General features: G+C 69.5%; 16 protein-coding genes. 5 read left to right on the top strand and 11 right to left on the bottom strand.

What is annotated here, in order from left to right:
• Window positions 1–4: 4 nt before the first annotated feature.
• The 3 genes from pspA to pgsA all read right to left on the bottom strand — a co-directional run bounded on the left by pspA (window position 5) and on the right by pgsA (window position 2,036).
• The gene (gene pspA, locus QGN31_RS08345; RefSeq protein ID WP_014942572.1) at window positions 5–832 is read right to left on the bottom strand and encodes a phage shock protein PspA; all 828 of its coding nucleotides are present in this window, start codon (window positions 830–832) and stop codon (window positions 5–7) included.
• A 134-nt stretch (window positions 833–966) separates the two neighbouring features.
• Complete coding sequence (gene clgR, locus QGN31_RS08340) at window positions 967–1,329, bottom strand: transcriptional regulator ClgR (protein WP_043955157.1); 363 nt, start codon at window positions 1,327–1,329, stop codon at window positions 967–969.
• 116 nt (window positions 1,330–1,445) lie between these two features.
• Window positions 1,446–2,036: a CDP-diacylglycerol--glycerol-3-phosphate 3-phosphatidyltransferase gene (pgsA, locus tag QGN31_RS08335; RefSeq protein ID WP_008258610.1), complete on the bottom strand. Its 591-nt coding sequence runs from the start codon at window positions 2,034–2,036 to the stop codon at window positions 1,446–1,448.
• A 38-nt stretch (window positions 2,037–2,074) separates the two neighbouring features.
• Between pgsA and QGN31_RS08330 the strand changes: the two genes are divergently transcribed.
• Window positions 2,075–2,608, top strand: a complete 534-nt coding sequence (locus QGN31_RS08330; protein ID WP_014385393.1) for an amino-acid N-acetyltransferase — start codon at window positions 2,075–2,077, stop codon at window positions 2,606–2,608.
• A gap of 23 nt (window positions 2,609–2,631) precedes the next feature.
• Here the strand turns inward: QGN31_RS08330 and QGN31_RS08325 are convergent, their stop codons facing one another.
• Window positions 2,632–5,136, bottom strand: a complete 2,505-nt coding sequence (locus QGN31_RS08325) for a DNA translocase FtsK (protein ID WP_193375511.1) — start codon at window positions 5,134–5,136, stop codon at window positions 2,632–2,634.
• Window positions 5,137–5,304: 168 nt separating this feature from the next.
• Between QGN31_RS08325 and QGN31_RS08320 the strand changes: the two genes are divergently transcribed.
• From QGN31_RS08320 to QGN31_RS08310, 3 genes are read left to right on the top strand one after another with little or no spacing between them, the layout of a single operon-like run.
• The gene (locus QGN31_RS08320; protein ID WP_008258613.1) at window positions 5,305–5,619 is read left to right on the top strand and encodes a putative quinol monooxygenase; all 315 of its coding nucleotides are present in this window, start codon (window positions 5,305–5,307) and stop codon (window positions 5,617–5,619) included.
• Complete coding sequence (locus QGN31_RS08315) at window positions 5,619–6,449, top strand: mycofactocin-coupled SDR family oxidoreductase (protein WP_008258614.1); 831 nt, start codon at window positions 5,619–5,621, stop codon at window positions 6,447–6,449. Before QGN31_RS08320 ends, QGN31_RS08315 begins: the two co-directional genes overlap by 1 nt.
• A 5-nt stretch (window positions 6,450–6,454) precedes the next feature.
• A complete protein-coding gene (locus QGN31_RS08310) occupies window positions 6,455–7,327 on the top strand; it encodes an SAM-dependent methyltransferase (RefSeq protein ID WP_014385395.1) in 873 nt (290 codons plus the stop codon).
• A gap of 4 nt (window positions 7,328–7,331) precedes the next feature.
• Here QGN31_RS08310 and QGN31_RS08305 read toward each other — a convergent pair whose 3' ends face one another.
• The 7 genes from QGN31_RS08305 to QGN31_RS08275 form a co-directional block, all read right to left on the bottom strand.
• Window positions 7,332–9,008 carry a ribonuclease J gene (locus QGN31_RS08305; RefSeq protein WP_009955241.1) on the bottom strand — a complete coding sequence of 559 codons (1,677 nt, stop codon included), beginning with the start codon at window positions 9,006–9,008 and terminating at the stop codon, window positions 7,332–7,334.
• A gap of 19 nt (window positions 9,009–9,027) precedes the next feature.
• Window positions 9,028–9,930, bottom strand: coding sequence for a 4-hydroxy-tetrahydrodipicolinate synthase (dapA, locus tag QGN31_RS08300; RefSeq protein ID WP_014385397.1), 903 nt, complete (start codon window positions 9,928–9,930; stop codon window positions 9,028–9,030).
• 166 nt (window positions 9,931–10,096) lie between these two features.
• Window positions 10,097–10,849: an FAD-dependent thymidylate synthase gene (gene thyX / locus QGN31_RS08295; RefSeq protein WP_036455230.1), complete on the bottom strand. Its 753-nt coding sequence runs from the start codon at window positions 10,847–10,849 to the stop codon at window positions 10,097–10,099.
• 49 nt (window positions 10,850–10,898) lie between these two features.
• Window positions 10,899–12,110, bottom strand: coding sequence for a winged helix-turn-helix domain-containing protein (locus tag QGN31_RS08290; RefSeq protein ID WP_014942576.1), 1,212 nt, complete (start codon window positions 12,108–12,110; stop codon window positions 10,899–10,901).
• Between the two features lie 52 nt (window positions 12,111–12,162).
• Window positions 12,163–12,897: a cell division protein DivIVA gene (locus QGN31_RS08285; RefSeq protein WP_009955236.1), complete on the bottom strand. Its 735-nt coding sequence runs from the start codon at window positions 12,895–12,897 to the stop codon at window positions 12,163–12,165.
• Window positions 12,898–12,996: 99 nt separating this feature from the next.
• A complete protein-coding gene (locus tag QGN31_RS08280) occupies window positions 12,997–13,500 on the bottom strand; it encodes a dihydrofolate reductase (protein WP_043955160.1) in 504 nt (167 codons plus the stop codon).
• Window positions 13,497–14,297: a thymidylate synthase gene (locus QGN31_RS08275; RefSeq protein ID WP_014380625.1), complete on the bottom strand. Its 801-nt coding sequence runs from the start codon at window positions 14,295–14,297 to the stop codon at window positions 13,497–13,499. The genes QGN31_RS08280 and QGN31_RS08275 overlap by 4 nt, the downstream gene beginning before the upstream one ends.
• A gap of 42 nt (window positions 14,298–14,339) precedes the next feature.
• Between QGN31_RS08275 and QGN31_RS08270 the strand changes: the two genes are divergently transcribed.
• Window positions 14,340–15,089: a dienelactone hydrolase family protein gene (locus tag QGN31_RS08270; RefSeq protein WP_009955233.1), complete on the top strand. Its 750-nt coding sequence runs from the start codon at window positions 14,340–14,342 to the stop codon at window positions 15,087–15,089.
• Window positions 15,090–15,095: the final 6 nt, after the last annotated feature.

Here is a 15,095-nt window from a genome sequence, read left to right as displayed (position 1 = left end):
CGGACTACTGGCCAAGTGGCTTCTCGCTGACCGCACCGCCGGCGCTCTCCGCCGACGCCGGAGTGGCGGGCGTGGTCCCCGCCGCGGGCGTCCCCCCGGTCGGCAGCGCCTCGCCGCGCATGGAGGCGCGGATCTGCTCGAGGCGGGAATGGCCGGCCATCTGCACGCCGGCCTGCTCGACCTCGAGCATCCGGCCCTGCACCGAGCCCTGCGCCAGCTCGGCGGCCCCGATCGCGTTGGCGTAGCGGCGCTCGATCTTGTCGCGCACCTCGTCGAGGCTGGGGACGTTGCCCGGGGCGGCCAGGTCGCTCATCGACTGCAGCGAGGCGCTGACCTGTTCCTGCATCTTGGCCTGCTCGAGCTGGCTGAGCAGCTTGGTGCGCTCGGCGATCTTCTGCTGCAGCACCATGGCGTTCTGTTCGACCGCCTTCTTGGCCTGTCCGGCCGCGTTCAGCGCCTGATCGTGCAGCGTTTTGAGGTCTTCGACGCTTTGCTCGGCGGTGACCAGCTGGGCGGCGAACGCCTCCGCGGCGTTGTTGTATTCGGTGGCCTTGGCGGCGTCCCCGGCGGCGGTGGCCTGGTCGGCCAGCGTCAGGGCCTGACGCACGTTGACCTGAAGTTTTTCCACGTCCGCCAGCTGACGGTTGAGCCGCATCTCGAGTTGCCGCTGGTTGCCGATGACCTGCGCGGCCTGCTGGGTCAGCGCCTGGTGCGTGCGTTGCGCCTCCTCGATGGCCTGCTGGATCTGCACCTTGGGGTCTGCGTGCTCGTCGATCTTCGCGTTGAACAGCGCCGTGAGGTACTTCCACGCCTTGACGAACGGATTGGCCATGAGTTAGCTCCACCTTCGCTTCCTGAGGGGCCGGATGGTTCCGGATCGACCCTGACGGGCCGCGCGCCTGACGCTCAATTTAGTGGGTCGGCGCCGATCGCCCCACCCCTTGCGCGGCATCGGCCGACCGGCGCTCAGGCCAGCGCCAGCGACGCCACAGGCGGAATGACGACCTTGGTGCTGACGTCGATGCTGCTGCCCGCGGCCGCGTCGGCAGGCACGCCGACGGGCGCTTCGACGGGGGCCCGCTCGTGGGCCCTTTCCTGGCCGGCCATCCGCTCACCGGCGTCGGTGAGAACCGACGACAACGGGACGTCCAGCGCGTCGCAGATCGCATTGAGCAGCTCGCTGGACGGCTCCTTGCGGCCGCGCTCGACCTCGGACAGATACCCGAGGCTCACTCGCGCCGAATCGGACACCTCACGCAGCGTGCGGCCCTGTGTCGTGCGGGCCTCGCGCAGCACATCGCCGATCACCTCGCGCACCAATGGCGGCATCCCGCCCTCCTTCGTCCAGTCGGCCCTGCGCGGCACGTCGCCAGTTTGGCTCCGGCAGGTGCTCATTAGGTGAACGCCGTCAGCGGCGGTCTGGTTCCCGCTCGGCGGCCAAAGAATCAGCCGTTCGTGCGGCGCAGTTCCCGAACGGTCGAGACCACGTAGTCGATCCCGGTGATCACCGTCAGCACGATCGCCGCGCCCATCACCACCGCGGCGGCCACCCGGAACGGTCCCCCCAGCGGCAGGACGAACAATCCGATGGCCAACACCTGAACGACGGTCTTGAGCTTGCCGCCCCAGCTGGCCGGGATGACGCCGCGGCGGATCACGGCCAGCCGCAGCACGGTGACCCCGAATTCGCGAACCAGGATCACCACGGTGACCCACCACGGCAGCTCCCCGAGCATCGACAGGCCGATCAGCGCCGATCCCACCAGGGTCTTGTCCGCGATCGGGTCGACGAACGCGCCGAATTCGGTTGCCATGCCGTAGTTGCGGGCCAGCAGGCCGTCCAGGCGATCGGTGATGCACGCCACCGCGAAGATCAGGAACGCCACCACCCGGAAGCCGGGCTCCTGGCCGTCACCGGCGAACAGGGCGAGCAGAAAGACCGGGACCAGCACCAGCCGCAGCAGGGTCAGCGTGTTGGCGAGGTTGGCGATGTTCGCGCGGCCTACCACCGGACCGGTCTGCGGCTGCCCCGACACGGCAACAGAATAACCGTTGACCAGCGTCGCCGTTCCCGATGCCGATACTGTTAGCCGTGAGCACAAGTCCACAGGGCTACCGGCCGCTGGTGCGGCGAGCGCGAACGTCCGACGTTCCCGCCATCAAGCAACTGGTCGACACCTACGCGGGCAAGATCCTGCTCGAAAAGAACCTCGTGACGCTCTACGAGGCCGTTCAGGAGTTCTGGGTGGCCGAGCACGAGGGCCGCGTCGTCGGTTGCGGCGCGCTGCACGTGCTGTGGGCCGACCTCGGCGAGGTGCGGACCGTCGCGGTGAACCCGGCGATGACCGGCCACGGCATCGGCCACGCGATCGTCGACCGGCTGCTCGAGGTCGCCCGCGAGTTGGCGCTCAAGCGGCTGTTCGTGCTGACGTTCGAGACGGAGTTCTTCGCGCGGCACGGGTTCACCGAGATCGAGGGCACGCCCGTCACCGCCGAGGTGTTCGAGGAGATGTGCCGCTCCTACGACATCGGTGTGGCCGAGTTCCTGGACCTGAGCTACGTCAAGCCCAACATCCTCGGCAACTCCCGGATGCTGTTGGTGCTCTAACCGGCCGGAATTCCACGCTCGCGCTAGTCGGGGTCGGGGTCGCCGCCGTCGGCGTCGGCGCCGCCCCGGATCAACGCCAGCGTCCCGGCCAGCTCGTCGGGCTTGATCAGCACCTCGCGCGCCTTGGACCCCTCCGACGGCCCGACGATGCCGCGGGTCTCCATCAGGTCCATCAGCCGGCCGGCCTTGGCGAAGCCGACGCGCAGCTTGCGCTGCAGCATCGAGGTGGAGCCGAACTGGCTGGACACCACCAGCTCGACGGCCTGCAGGAACACGTCCATGTCGTCGCCGATGTCCGGGTCGACGTCGGTGCGTTCCCCGGTGGGCTTGGCGGCGGTGACGCCCTCGGTGTACTCGGGTTCGGCCTGGTCCTTGCAGGCGGTGACGACGGCCTGGATCTCCTCGTCGGTGATGAAGGCGCCCTGCAACCGGATCGGCTTGCCCGCGCCCATCGGCAGGAACAGGCCGTCGCCCATGCCGATCAGCTTCTCCGCTCCGGCCTGGTCCAGGATCACCCGGGAATCGGTGAGCGACGACGTGGCGAACGCCAGCCGTGACGGCACGTTGGTCTTGATCAGCCCGGTGACCACGTCCACCGACGGGCGCTGGGTGGCCAGCACCAGGTGAATGCCTGCGGCCCGGGCCTTTTGGGTGATCCGCACGATGGCGTCCTCGACGTCGCGGGGCGCGGTCATCATCAGGTCGGCCAGCTCGTCGACGATCGCGACCACGTACGGGTAGGGCCGGTATTCGCGCTGGCTGCCCAGCGGCGCGGTGATGGCGCCGGAGCGGACCTTCTCGTTGAAGTCGTCGATGTGGCGCACCCGCGACGCCTGCATGTCCTGGTAGCGCTGCTCCATCTCCTCGACCAGCCATGCCAGCGCCGCCGCCGCCTTCTTGGGCTGGGTGATGATCGGGGTGATCAGGTGCGGAATGCCCTCGTACGGCGTGAGTTCCACCATCTTCGGGTCGATCAGGATCATCCTGACCTCTTCCGGGGTGGCCCGGGCCAGCAGCGAGATCAGCATCGAGTTGACGAAGCTGGACTTACCGGATCCGGTGGAGCCGGCGACCAGCAGGTGCGGCATCTTGGCCAGGTTCGCCGAGATGAAGTCGCCCTCGATGTCCTTGCCCAGCCCGATCACCAGCGGGTGATGGTCGCGCCGCGTCGACGGCGCGGTGAGCACGTCGGCCAGCCGCACCATTTCGCGGTCGGTGTTGGGCACCTCGATACCGACGGCGGACTTGCCGGGGATGGGCGCCAGCATGCGCACGCTTTCGGTGGCCACCGCATACGCGATGTTCTTCTGCAGGGCGGTGATCTTCTCGACCTTCACGCCCGGGCCCAGCTCGACCTCGTAGCGGGTGACGGTCGGTCCGCGGGTGCAGCCGGTGACCGCCGCGTCGACCTTGAACTGGGTCAGCACCTCGGTGATGGCGTCGGCCATGACGGTGTTGGCGGCGCTGCGCTTCTTGGGCGGGTCCCCGGCCACCAGCAGGCTCAGCGACGGCAGCACGTAGGGGCCCTCGACGACCCGGTCCAGCTCAATGGTGTCCTGCTTGTCCGCCGACCGTCCGCGCTTGCGGCCCCGCGCCGCGCCGGGCTCTGAGCCGGGTTGCAACGCCGGTTCGGGAACCGTGGGGATGTCGTCCTGCAGCGCGGCCTGGGCGTCATCGTCCGGCGACCACGGCGCCGGCTCGCTCGAGGCGTCGTCGGGGTAATCGTCGGGTTCGGCGTCGTCGAACTCGTCGGCGTAGTCGTAGGGCTCGTCGTCGTAGTCCTCGTCGACGAACCGCGTGTGGAACAGGTTGCGCATCACCACGGGCACCTCGCGGATCGTGGTGCCCGTCAACAGCAACAGCCCGAACATGAAGCCGATGAACAGCAGCGGCGCCGCGATCCACGGGGTGAGCCCGTCCGCGAGCGGCCCGCCGATGGCGAAGCCGATGAATCCCGCCGCGCGCCGGCGCGCCTCCGGGTCGCCCGGCGAGCCCGACCACAGGTGACGCAGGCCGAGCACCGACAGGGTGATCAGGCTGGCGCCCAGGATCAGCCGGGGCCGCACCTCGGGGTCGGGCTCCGTCCGCATCAGGGTCACCCCCACCGCGGCGGTGACGACGGGCAGTGCCAGCACGCCGGCGCCGATGAAGGTCCGCACCAGGGTGTCGATCCACGCCCCGACCGGCCCGGCGGCGTGGAACCACGAGCTCGCGGCGACCACCACGGAAAAGCCCAGCAACAGCAGCGCGATGCCGTCGCGGCGGTGGCCGGGGTCGATGTCGCGGGCCCGCCCGATCGACCGGGCCGCGCCGCCGGTCCCCCGCGCGGCCATCAACCAGGTGGCGCGCAGGGCGCGACCACAGGTCAGCCCGATTCCGACCAGCGGTGAGCGATTCCGGCGGCGGGCGGGCTTGCTGGGCTTCCTGCGGGGCGCCGCTGGTCGCGCGCCGCGGGATCCGCCCGCGCGCGAAGGGGCCTTTGACCTGCTCGTTCGGCTTGCGGAGCGGGCGGCGGTCTTACTGGGCATGACGGCAAGGGTAGTCGCAACGGCATCATCTACACCACCCGCCACACTGGTAACCGCCCGGCTTGTGCGGCATGTGGCGGGTCGGCTCCCCGGCCGCGTGAGTAGGGTGACATTTCGGTGAGCGAAGTCGTGCTCGTCACCCGTCCCGGAGCGCCCAGGAGGCCATCAATGCCCGTTGTCGTCGTCGCCACCATGACCGTCAAACCGGAATCGGTCGACACCGTTCGCGACATCCTCACCCGCGCGGTCGAAGAGGTGCACGACGAGCCGGGCTGTCAGCTGTACTCGCTGCATCACTCGGGCGAGACCTTCGTCTTCATCGAGCAGTGGGCCGACGAGGAGGCGCTCAAGGCGCACAGCACCGCCCCGGCGATCGGCAAGATGTTCAGCGCGGCCGGCGAACACCTCGACGGCGCCCCCGACATCAAGATGTTGCAGACGATCTCGGCGGGCGACCCGGCCAAAGGACAGTTGCGCCCCTGATGGCCCCGTCGTCGGAAGGCCCGCTCAAAGGCAAGGTCGCGTTCATCACCGGCGCGGCGCGCGGCCAGGGGCGCGCACACGCCGTGCGACTGGCTGCCGACGGCGCCGACATCATCGCCGTCGATCTGTGCGACCAGATCGCCAGCGTCCCCTACTCGCTGGCCACGCCGGAGGACCTGGCGGCCACCGTGAAGCTCGTGGAGGACACCGGCGCGCGCATCGTGGCCTCCCGTGGCGACGTCCGCGACCGCGAATCCCTGTCGGCGGCACTGCAAGCGGGGCTCGACGTGTTCGGCCGCCTTGACATCGTGGTGGCCAACGCGGGGATCGCTCCCATGCAGTCCGGTGACGACGGCTGGCACGACGTCATCGACGTCAACCTCACCGGCGTGTACCACACGATCAAGGCCGCGATACCCACGATGGTCAAGCAGGGCACCGGCGGATCGATCGTGCTGATCAGCTCGAGCGCCGGGCTGGCCGGCGTCGGCAGCCCGGACGCCGGTTCGGTGGGCTACGCCGCCGCCAAGCACGGGGTCGTCGGGTTGATGCGGGTTTACGCGAATCTGCTTGCCGGGCAGATGATCCGGGTCAACTCCATTCATCCGTCCGGTGTCGAGACACCGATGATCAACAACGAGTTCACCCGCGAGTGGCTGGCCAAGATGGCCGCCGCGACCGACACACCCGGCGCCATGGGCAACGCCATGCCGGTGGAGGTGCTGGACGTCGAGGACGTCGCCAACGCGGTGGCCTGGCTGGTGTCGGATCAGGCCCGCTACATCACGGGGGTCACGTTGCCGGTCGACGCGGGCTTCCTGAACAAGTAGCGGCCATGGCTCGAAATCCGGTAGCGCAGACGGCGTTCGGCCCCATGGTGTTGGCCGCCGTCGAGCAGAACGAGCCGCCCGGGCGCCGCCTGGTGGACGACGATTTCGCCGAGCTGTTCTTGCCCACCCCGCTGCGGTGGCTGGTCGGCGCGACGCGGTTCGCGCCAGTTCGTCGCCTGATGATCCGCGGCTCGGAGTTCACCGGCCCAGGATTGTGGGCGAATCTGGCCTGCCGCAAGCGATTTATCGCCGACAAGCTCACCGAGTCGCTCGACGACATCGACGCCGTAGTCATCCTGGGGGCGGGGCTGGACACCCGCGCCTATCTGCTGACGCGTCGGGTCCGCATCCCGGTGTTCGAGGTCGACCTGCCGGTCAACATCGCCCGCAAGTTCAAGACGGTCCGCCGGGTGCTGGGTGAGCCGCCGCTGTCGGTTCGGCTGGTGGCGCTGAACCTCGAGCACGACGACCTGCTCACCGCGCTGGCCGAGCACGGTTATCGCACCGACTACCGGGTCTTCTTCATCTGCGAGGGCGTCACCCAATACCTGACCGAGGCCACGGTTCGCCGCACGCTGGAGGGGCTGCGCGCGGCCGCACCCGGCAGCCGTTTGGTGTTCACCTACGTCCGTAGGGATTTCATCGACGGCACGAATCGGTATGGCACCCGCACGCTGTACCGCAACGTCCGCCAGCGCCGGCAGCTGTGGCATTTCGGCCTGCAACCCGACGACGCCGCCGCGTTCGTCGGCGAGTACGGGTGGCGGCTGGTGGAGCAGGCCGGCCCCGACGAGCTCGCCGAGCGCTACGTCGCTCCGACGGGTCGCAAACTCAAGGCGTCGCAACTGGAGTGGTCGGCCTACGCGGAGAAGATCTAACTGGTCAGACCTCGATGACGGTCGGCACGATCATCGGCTGGCGGCGGTAGGTTTCGCCCACCCACTTGCCGACGGTGCGCCGGACGCCCTGGGCGATGCGGCTCGGGTCGGTGATGTTCTCGGCCGCCAGCGCTTCCAGCTCCGCCTCGACCCTGCGCACGGCGGGCTCAAGCGCCTTGGGGTCCTCGGAGAAGCCGCGCGAATGCAGCTGCGGTGGGACCACCGGACGTCCGGTGCCGCGGGCGACCACGACGGTCACCGCCACGAAACCCGATGAGAGGATGAGCCTTTCGCCCAGCGTGATGTCGCCGACGTCGCCGTTGATCAGGCCGTCGACGAACATCTTGCCGACGGGCACCGCCCCGGCGATCGCGGCCTTGCCGGCGACCAGGTCGACGCTGACCCCGTTCTCGGCGAGCAGGATCGACTCCTCCGGCACGCCGGTGCGGGCCGCCAGCTTGGAGTTGGCGCGCAGCATCCGCCACGTCCCGTGCACGGGCATGACGTGGCGTGGCCGGATCCCGTTGTACAGGAACAACAGTTCGCCGGCGTAGGCGTGGCCCGAAACGTGAACGCGCGCTTGGGCGTTGGTGACGACGCGGGCCCCGATCTTGGCGAGTTCGTCGATGACGCCGTAGACGGCCTCCTCGTTGCCCGGGATCAGCGACGACGCCAGCACCACGAGGTCACCCGCGGTCAGCGTGATGCTGCGGTGCTCGCCGCGCGACATGCGCGACAGCGCCGACATCGGCTCGCCCTGGGTGCCGGTGGTGATCAGCACGACCCGCTCGGGCGGCATCATCTCGGCGGCGCCGATGTCGATCACGTCGGAATCGGCCACCCGCAGGAAGCCGAGCTCTCGGGCGATGCCCATGTTGCGCACCATGGAGCGGCCGACGAACGACACCCGGCGGCCCAATGCCACTGCGGCGTCGATGATTTGCTGGACCCGGTCCACGTTGGAGGCGAAGCACGCGACGATGACGCGGCCCTCGGCGCCGCGGATCAGGCGGTGCAGCGTCGGACCGACCTCGCTTTCCGACGGCCCGACGCCGGGGTGCTCGGCGTTGGTCGAATCGCACAGGAACAGGTCCACCCCGGCGTCACCGAGGCGGGACATGCCGGGCAGGTCGGTCGGCCGGCCGTCCAGCGGAAGCTGGTCGAGCTTGATGTCGCCGGTGTGCAGAACCGTTCCCGCGCCGGTGTGCACGGCGATCGCCAGCGCGTCGGGGATGGAGTGGTTGACGGCGAAGTATTGGCATTCGAACACGCCGTGGGTGCTCTTCTGGCCCTCGGCCACCTCGACGAACACCGGCTTGAGGCGGTGCTCACGGCACTTCGCGGCGACCAGCGCGAGGGTGAATCTCGAACCGACGACCGGGATGTCGGGGCGCAGCTTGAGCAGGAACGGAATGCCGCCGATGTGGTCCTCGTGGGCGTGGGTGAGCACCAGCGCCTCGATGTCGTCGAGCCGGTCCTCGATATGGCGCAGATCCGGGAGGATCAGGTCGACCCCGGGCTCGTCGTGGGTGGGGAACATCACCCCGCAGTCGATGATCAACAGCCGGCCCAGGTGTTCGAAAACCGTCATGTTGCGGCCGATTTCGCTGATGCCGCCCAGCGCGGTGACCCGCAACCCTCCAGTGGCCAATGGGCCTGGCGGGGCGAGGTCTACATCCACTTCTCGGACGCTCCTTGGGTCACCTGAGCACCGACGCCGCGCGCATATCGGCGGCCAAGGCGTCGATTTGCTCTGGCGTAGCGGGCATTTGGGGCAGCCGGGGATCGCCGACGTCGATGCCCTGCAGGCGCAGGCCGGCCTTGGACAAGGTCACGCCGCCCAGGCGCGCCATCGCGTCGCACAGCGGGGCGACGGTGGAGTTGATCTTGCGGGCGGTGGCGATATCCCCGGAGTTGAAGGCGGACAACATTTCCCGAAGTTGATTGGCCGCCACGTGGGAGATCACGCTGATGAAGCCGGTGGCGCCCATGGCCAGCCACGGCAGGTTCAGCGCGTCGTCGCCGGAGTAGTAGGCCAGGCCGGTCTCGGTGATGATCTGGCCGCCGCTGTGCAGGTCGGCCTTGGCGTCCTTGATCCCGACGATGTTCGGGTGCGCCGAGAGTGCGCGGATGGTCTCGGGCTGGATCGGGATCACCGACCGGGGCGGGATGTCGTAGAGCACCACCGGCAATTCGGTCGCGTCGGCGACGGTGGTGAAATGCGCGATCAGCCCGCTCTGGGGCGGTTTCGAGTAGTACGGCGTGACCACCAGCAGCCCGTGCGCGCCTTCGGCCGCGCAGGCCTTGGCCAGCCGGACGCTGTGCGCGGTGTCGTAGGTGCCCGCGCCGGCGATGACGCGGGCGCGGTCGCCCACCGCCTCCAGCACGACGCGCAGCAGCTCCCGCTTCTCGTCGTCGGTGGTGGTCGGCGATTCGCCGGTGGTGCCGGAGACCACCAGCCCGTCACACCCCGCGTCGATCAGGTGGTTGGCCAGGTGGGCGGCGGTGGCGGTGTCAAGGGAGCCGTCCGGGCGAAACGGTGTGACCATCGCGGTCAGCACGGTTCCCAACCGCGCTGGGGCGTCGAATCCGGCCGTGCTCACGGTGTTCAGGTTACCTGGCGCCGGCAAGCAATTTCGCACCCGCACGAGCGCGCGTTGCCGCGACGCACGCCGGCTCAGCCGCCGCAGGAGTCACACCCGGGCGGGTGGCCGATAAGCGCCCGCCTAGAAGCGACGACGGCGTCTTTGAAGCGTCCCCGATGGTCGGTCAGGCTTCGGTCGCCAACGGGCTGGTCGCGACCTCGGTCCCGTCGGCCAGGGCGGAGATCTCGAAGTCGGCGAACACCGCCGGCGCCGCGCCCGCCAGTTGACGCAGGCATTCGATGGCAAGCCGCCGGATCTCCACGTCGGCGTGCTCGCTGGCGCGCATGGCGATGAAGTGGCGCCACGCCCGGTAGTTGCCGGTGACGACGATGCGGGTTTCGGTGGCGTTGGGCAGCACCGCGCGGGCGGCCTGGCGCGCCTGCTTGCGCCGCAAGACGGCGTTGGGCTGGTCGGCGAACTTCTCCTCCAGCTTGGCCAGCAACTCGGTGTAGGTGGCGCGGCTGGCGTCGGCGGCCGCGGCCAGGATCTGCCGCAGTTCGGGGTCGTCTTCCATGCCGGGCGGCACGACAACGTGCGAGTCCGTCTCGGGGACGTAGCGCTGCGACAGCTGCGAGTAGGAGAAGTGCCGGTGCCGGATCAGCTCGTGGGTGCACGAGCGCGACAGGCCGGTGATGTAGAACGACACGCTCGCGTGCTCGAGCACCGAAAAGTGTCCGACGTCGATGATGTGCTTGATGTAGCCGGCGTTGGTCGCGGTCTTGGGGTTGGGTTTCGACCAGCTCTGGTAGCAGGCCCGGCCGGCGAACTCGACCAGCGCGGGGCCGCCGTCGGCGTCGGTGCTCCACGGGACGTCCGGGGGCGCCAAGAACTCGGTCTTGGCGATCAGTTGCACGCGCAGCGGCGCGATCTCGGCCACGGCGCCCACCTTAAGGCGTGCCGGGCGGATCGGTGTCGCAGGCCGGACATCAGCTGATCGCCCGCAGGTCGGCGGCCAGGTCTCCCCGCCCGGAGACGCTGAACCCGCCCAGGCCCAGCCAGGACGCCATGGACCGAAGCTCGCCGGCCAGCGCGGCGGCCACGCGGGCTTTGGGGGTGTCGGGCTCGGCGAATGCGCCGACGACACGCAGCGAGTCGGCGGGCCGGTCGGCCTTGAGGTCGACCCGCGCCACCAACCGCCCGTCCATCAGCAGCGGCCACACGTAATAGCCGTACTGCCGTTTGGCCGCCGGCGTGTAAATCTCTATGCGGTAATGGAATTCGAAGAGCCGCTCGACCCGGGGCCGAAAGAAGATCAGCGGGTCGAACGGGCAGAGCAGCGCGGTGCCGCGGTCGGCGCGCGGCACCGTCCGGCCCGCACGCAGGTAGGCGGGGGCGGACCAGCCGTCGACGTCGACCCGCTCGATGTCACCGGCGGCCAGTAACTGGGCGATCGCGGGCTTGACCTGCGCGGCGGACAGCCGGAAATAGTCGCGGATGTCGGCCTCGGTGCCCATCCCCAGCGCGGTGGCCGCCCGCAGCGTCAGTTCGCGGAGCGCCTCGTCGTCGTCGACCTCGCGGGCCAGCACCGCGGCCGGCAGCACCCGTTCCACCAGGTCGTAATGGCGGGCGAAGCCCACCCGGGTGGCCGTGGTGAGCACCCCGGCCGAAAACAGCGCCTCGGCCACCCATTTGGTGTCGCTGCGGCTGCCCCACCAGCTCCCGCGTGGCCCGCGCGGCCCGGCGGCCAGATGCGCCTCGATCTGGCCGGCCGTGCTGGGCCCGAGCTCGGCGACGGCGGCGACCACCTTCTCAGCCAGCCGCGGATTGGCCTTGACGATGTGGGTCCCCCACCGGCCGTGGCGGTACTGGCGCATCCGCCAGCGCAGCAGCGGCCAGTCCTCGACGGCCATCAGCGCGGCCTCGTGCGCCCAGTACTCGGCCAGCAGCCGCGACGAACGCGGGCCCCAGGCCGCGCGGTCGAGCACGTCACGGTCGTAGGGGCCGAGCCGGCTGAACACCGGGGCGTAATGGGCGCGCACCGCCACCGAGACCGAATCCAGTTGCAGCACTTGGATTCGGGAGATCAGCCGTTTCAGGTGCGCCCGGGTGATCTCGCCGCCGGGCCGGGGCTCGGTAAATCCTTGGGCCGCAACGGCTATCCGCCGGGCTTGAGCGGCGGAGAGCCTGCGGGTCGACACGGCGCCGAGAATACCCCGCCGTCGGGGCCCGTCGGCGCGGGCTGGCGGGAGCTCAGCTCGCGCGGACCTTGCCGTCCACCGGAGCCAGGGCGCCGTCCTCGGACGGGTTCTTCTGTTCTTGGTAGGCCGCCTCGAGTGCGGCCGGAACGCCGTCGAGGTCGCGGTAGACGCCCATCAGCTGCTCGAGGATCTCGATCCGCTGCGCGGTCGCCTCATCGACCGCGCGCCGTGCCTTGTCACGGTAGTGATCGGCCCCCTGCTTGGCGTCACCGAGGAGCCGCTCGCACTCCAGCTCGGCGTTTCGCCGCGCTTCGTCGATCGCCGCCTGGGTTTCGGCGCGCATCTCGGCCAGTTCGGCGTCGAGCTTTTCCTTGGTCTGTTCGTACTCGGCTTCCAGCGCCTTTTGCTGGGCGGCCATGTCGGCGAGCACCTCGTCGCGCTTGCGTTCGGCGGCTTCGGCCTCGGCCTCGGCCGCCGCGATCAGCGCGTCCGCCTCGGCGCGCGCCTCGGCCTGCATCTCGGCGACCTCGTCGACCGCGCGCTGCAGCATTTTCGCCATCCGCTTCTGCATTGCGTGCGGCGAGGGTGACGTGTCGGTGAGGGCGGCGACCTCCTTGCGCAGCGCGGCGGTTTGCTCGCCGGATTCCTGCAGCCGGGCCCGCAGGCTTTCGACGTCGTCAAGCAGCAGCTGCTGCTTGGTGGTCAACATTTCGATGTGGGCATCGACGGCGGACGCGTCGTAGCCCATGAACTTTCGCGAGAACGTCTTCACGGGTTCGGTTATCACTGCCAATTCCCCCTTCTGACCAAACTCCTGGTAGACCCTGCGACCGACCCCGAGTCCGAGTATGTCAGGTCGGGGCCGGGCGCGAGCGGCTGCGCAGGCTCACCGACGGTAGCTGTGGAAGCGATACCGCAGCCCGGACCGGCTGGCCTGCCACTCCCCCGTCTCGCCCACCCAGGTGTCGTCCAGCGCGGGCGCCAGCGCGTCGTCGTCGTCGCGGCGCAGGTCGAGCTCGATCTCGGTGACCTCGCACCGGGTGGCGTACGGCAACGCGGCCAGATACACCTGCCCGCCGCCGATCACCCAGACCGCGGGCTCCCCCTCGGCCCCGGCGAAGGCCGCGTCCAGCGAGCCGACCACCTGCGCCCCGTCGGCGGCGAAGCCATCCTCGCGGGACAGCACGACGTTGCGCCGGCCTGGTAGCGGCCGCACCTTGGCCGGCAACGAGTCCCAGGTCCGCCGGCCCATCACCACGGTGTGCCCGATCGTCACCTCTTTGAACCGGGCGAGGTCTTCCGGCACGTTCCAGGGGATGCCGCCACCGCGTCCGATGACGCCGGAGGTCGACTGGGCCCACACCAGGCCCACAGTGGTAGTACGCGTCATACCGCGACGGGGGCTTTGATGGCCGGGTGCGGATCGTAGTTGCGCACGACGACGTCGTCGTAGGTGTAGTCGAAAATCGAATCACGTTCGCCCAGAACGAGTTCCGGGTAGGGCCGCGGCTCGCGGCTCAGTTGCAGCCGCACCTGCTCGACGTGGTTGTCGTAGATGTGGCAGTCCCCGCCCGTCCACACGAACTCGCCGACCGACAGGCCGGACTGGGCGGCCATCATGTGCGTCAGCAGCGCGTAGCTGGCGATATTGAACGGCACGCCGAGGAACAGGTCGGCGCTGCGCTGGTAAAGCTGGCAGCTCAGCCGGCCGTCGGCCACGTAGAACTGGAAGAAGGCGTGACACGGCGGCAGCGCCATCTGGGGGATCTCGCCGACGTTCCAGGCGGACACGATGATGCGCCGCGAGTTGGGGTCGGTGCGCAGCAAATCCAGGGCGGCGCTGATCTGGTCGACGTGCTCACCCGTCGGCGTCGGCCAGGACCGCCACTGTACGCCGTAGATCGGCCCGAGATCGCCTGTGTCACTTGCCCATTCGTCCCAGATGGTGACCCCGTGCTCGTGCAGCCAGGCGACGTTGGAATCGCCGCGCAGGAACCACAGCAACTCATACACCACCGACTTGAGGTGCACCTTTTTGGTGGTGAGCAGCGGGAAACCGGCCGACAGGTCATAGCGCAGCTGCCGGCCGAACAGGCTTCGGGTCCCGGTGCCGGTGCGGTCGGATTTGGCCGTTCCCTCGTCGAGCACCAGTCGGAGCAGGTCCTCGTAGGGCGTCGGGATTGGCACGCGGTCAGGATACGTCTAGGCAAGCGGAGTAGAACGGGTGCCATGCCGAATATCACCGACGTCGTCACCACCCCCGATGGCACCTGCCCGGTGCACCTGTTCACGCCCGACGGTCCGGAATCCCAAGTCCCGTGGCCCGGTGTGGTCATGTATCCCGACGCCGGCGGCGTGCGGGGCACGTTCGAGGAGATGGCCGCCAAGCTGGCCGGATTCGGCTATGCCGTGCTGCTCCCGGACGTCTACTACCGCACCGCCGACTGGGCGCCGTTCGACATGGCGACCGTCTTCAACGACCAGTCAGAACGGGGGCGCCTGTTTTCGATGATCGGCAGCGTCACCCCGGACCGGATGGCCGCCGACGCCACCGCGTTCTTCGACTACCTGGCGGCGCGCCCCGAGGTGTCCGGCGAGCGCTTCGGCGTGTGCGGCTATTGCATGGGCGGGCGGACGTCGCTGATCGTCGCCGGCCGGGTGCCCGACCGGGTGGCCGCGGCGGCGTCGTTCCACGGAGGCGGCCTGGTGACCGACACCGACGACAGCCCGCACCTGCTGGCCGACCGGATGAGCGCGACGGTGTACGTGGGCGGCGCCCAGAACGACGCGTCGTTCACCGCCGATCACGCCGAACAGCTCGACAAGGCGCTGACGGCGGCCGGCGTCGAGCACACCATCGAGTGGTATTCGGCGGGCCACGGGTTCGCCGTCCCGGACAACGCGCCGTATGACCCCGCGGCCGCCGAGCGGCACTGGGACGCGATGACGGAGGTGTTCGCCGCGGCGTTCCCGCGCTGACGGTTG

This window comes from Mycobacterium sp. 2-64 (assembly GCF_035918375.1).
In the GTDB taxonomy this organism is placed as follows: Bacteria; Actinomycetota; Actinomycetes; order Mycobacteriales; family Mycobacteriaceae; genus Mycobacterium; species Mycobacterium intracellulare.
The sequence above is the reverse complement of the archived record's forward strand: the minus strand, read 5'-3'. Positions and strand labels throughout refer to the sequence as shown.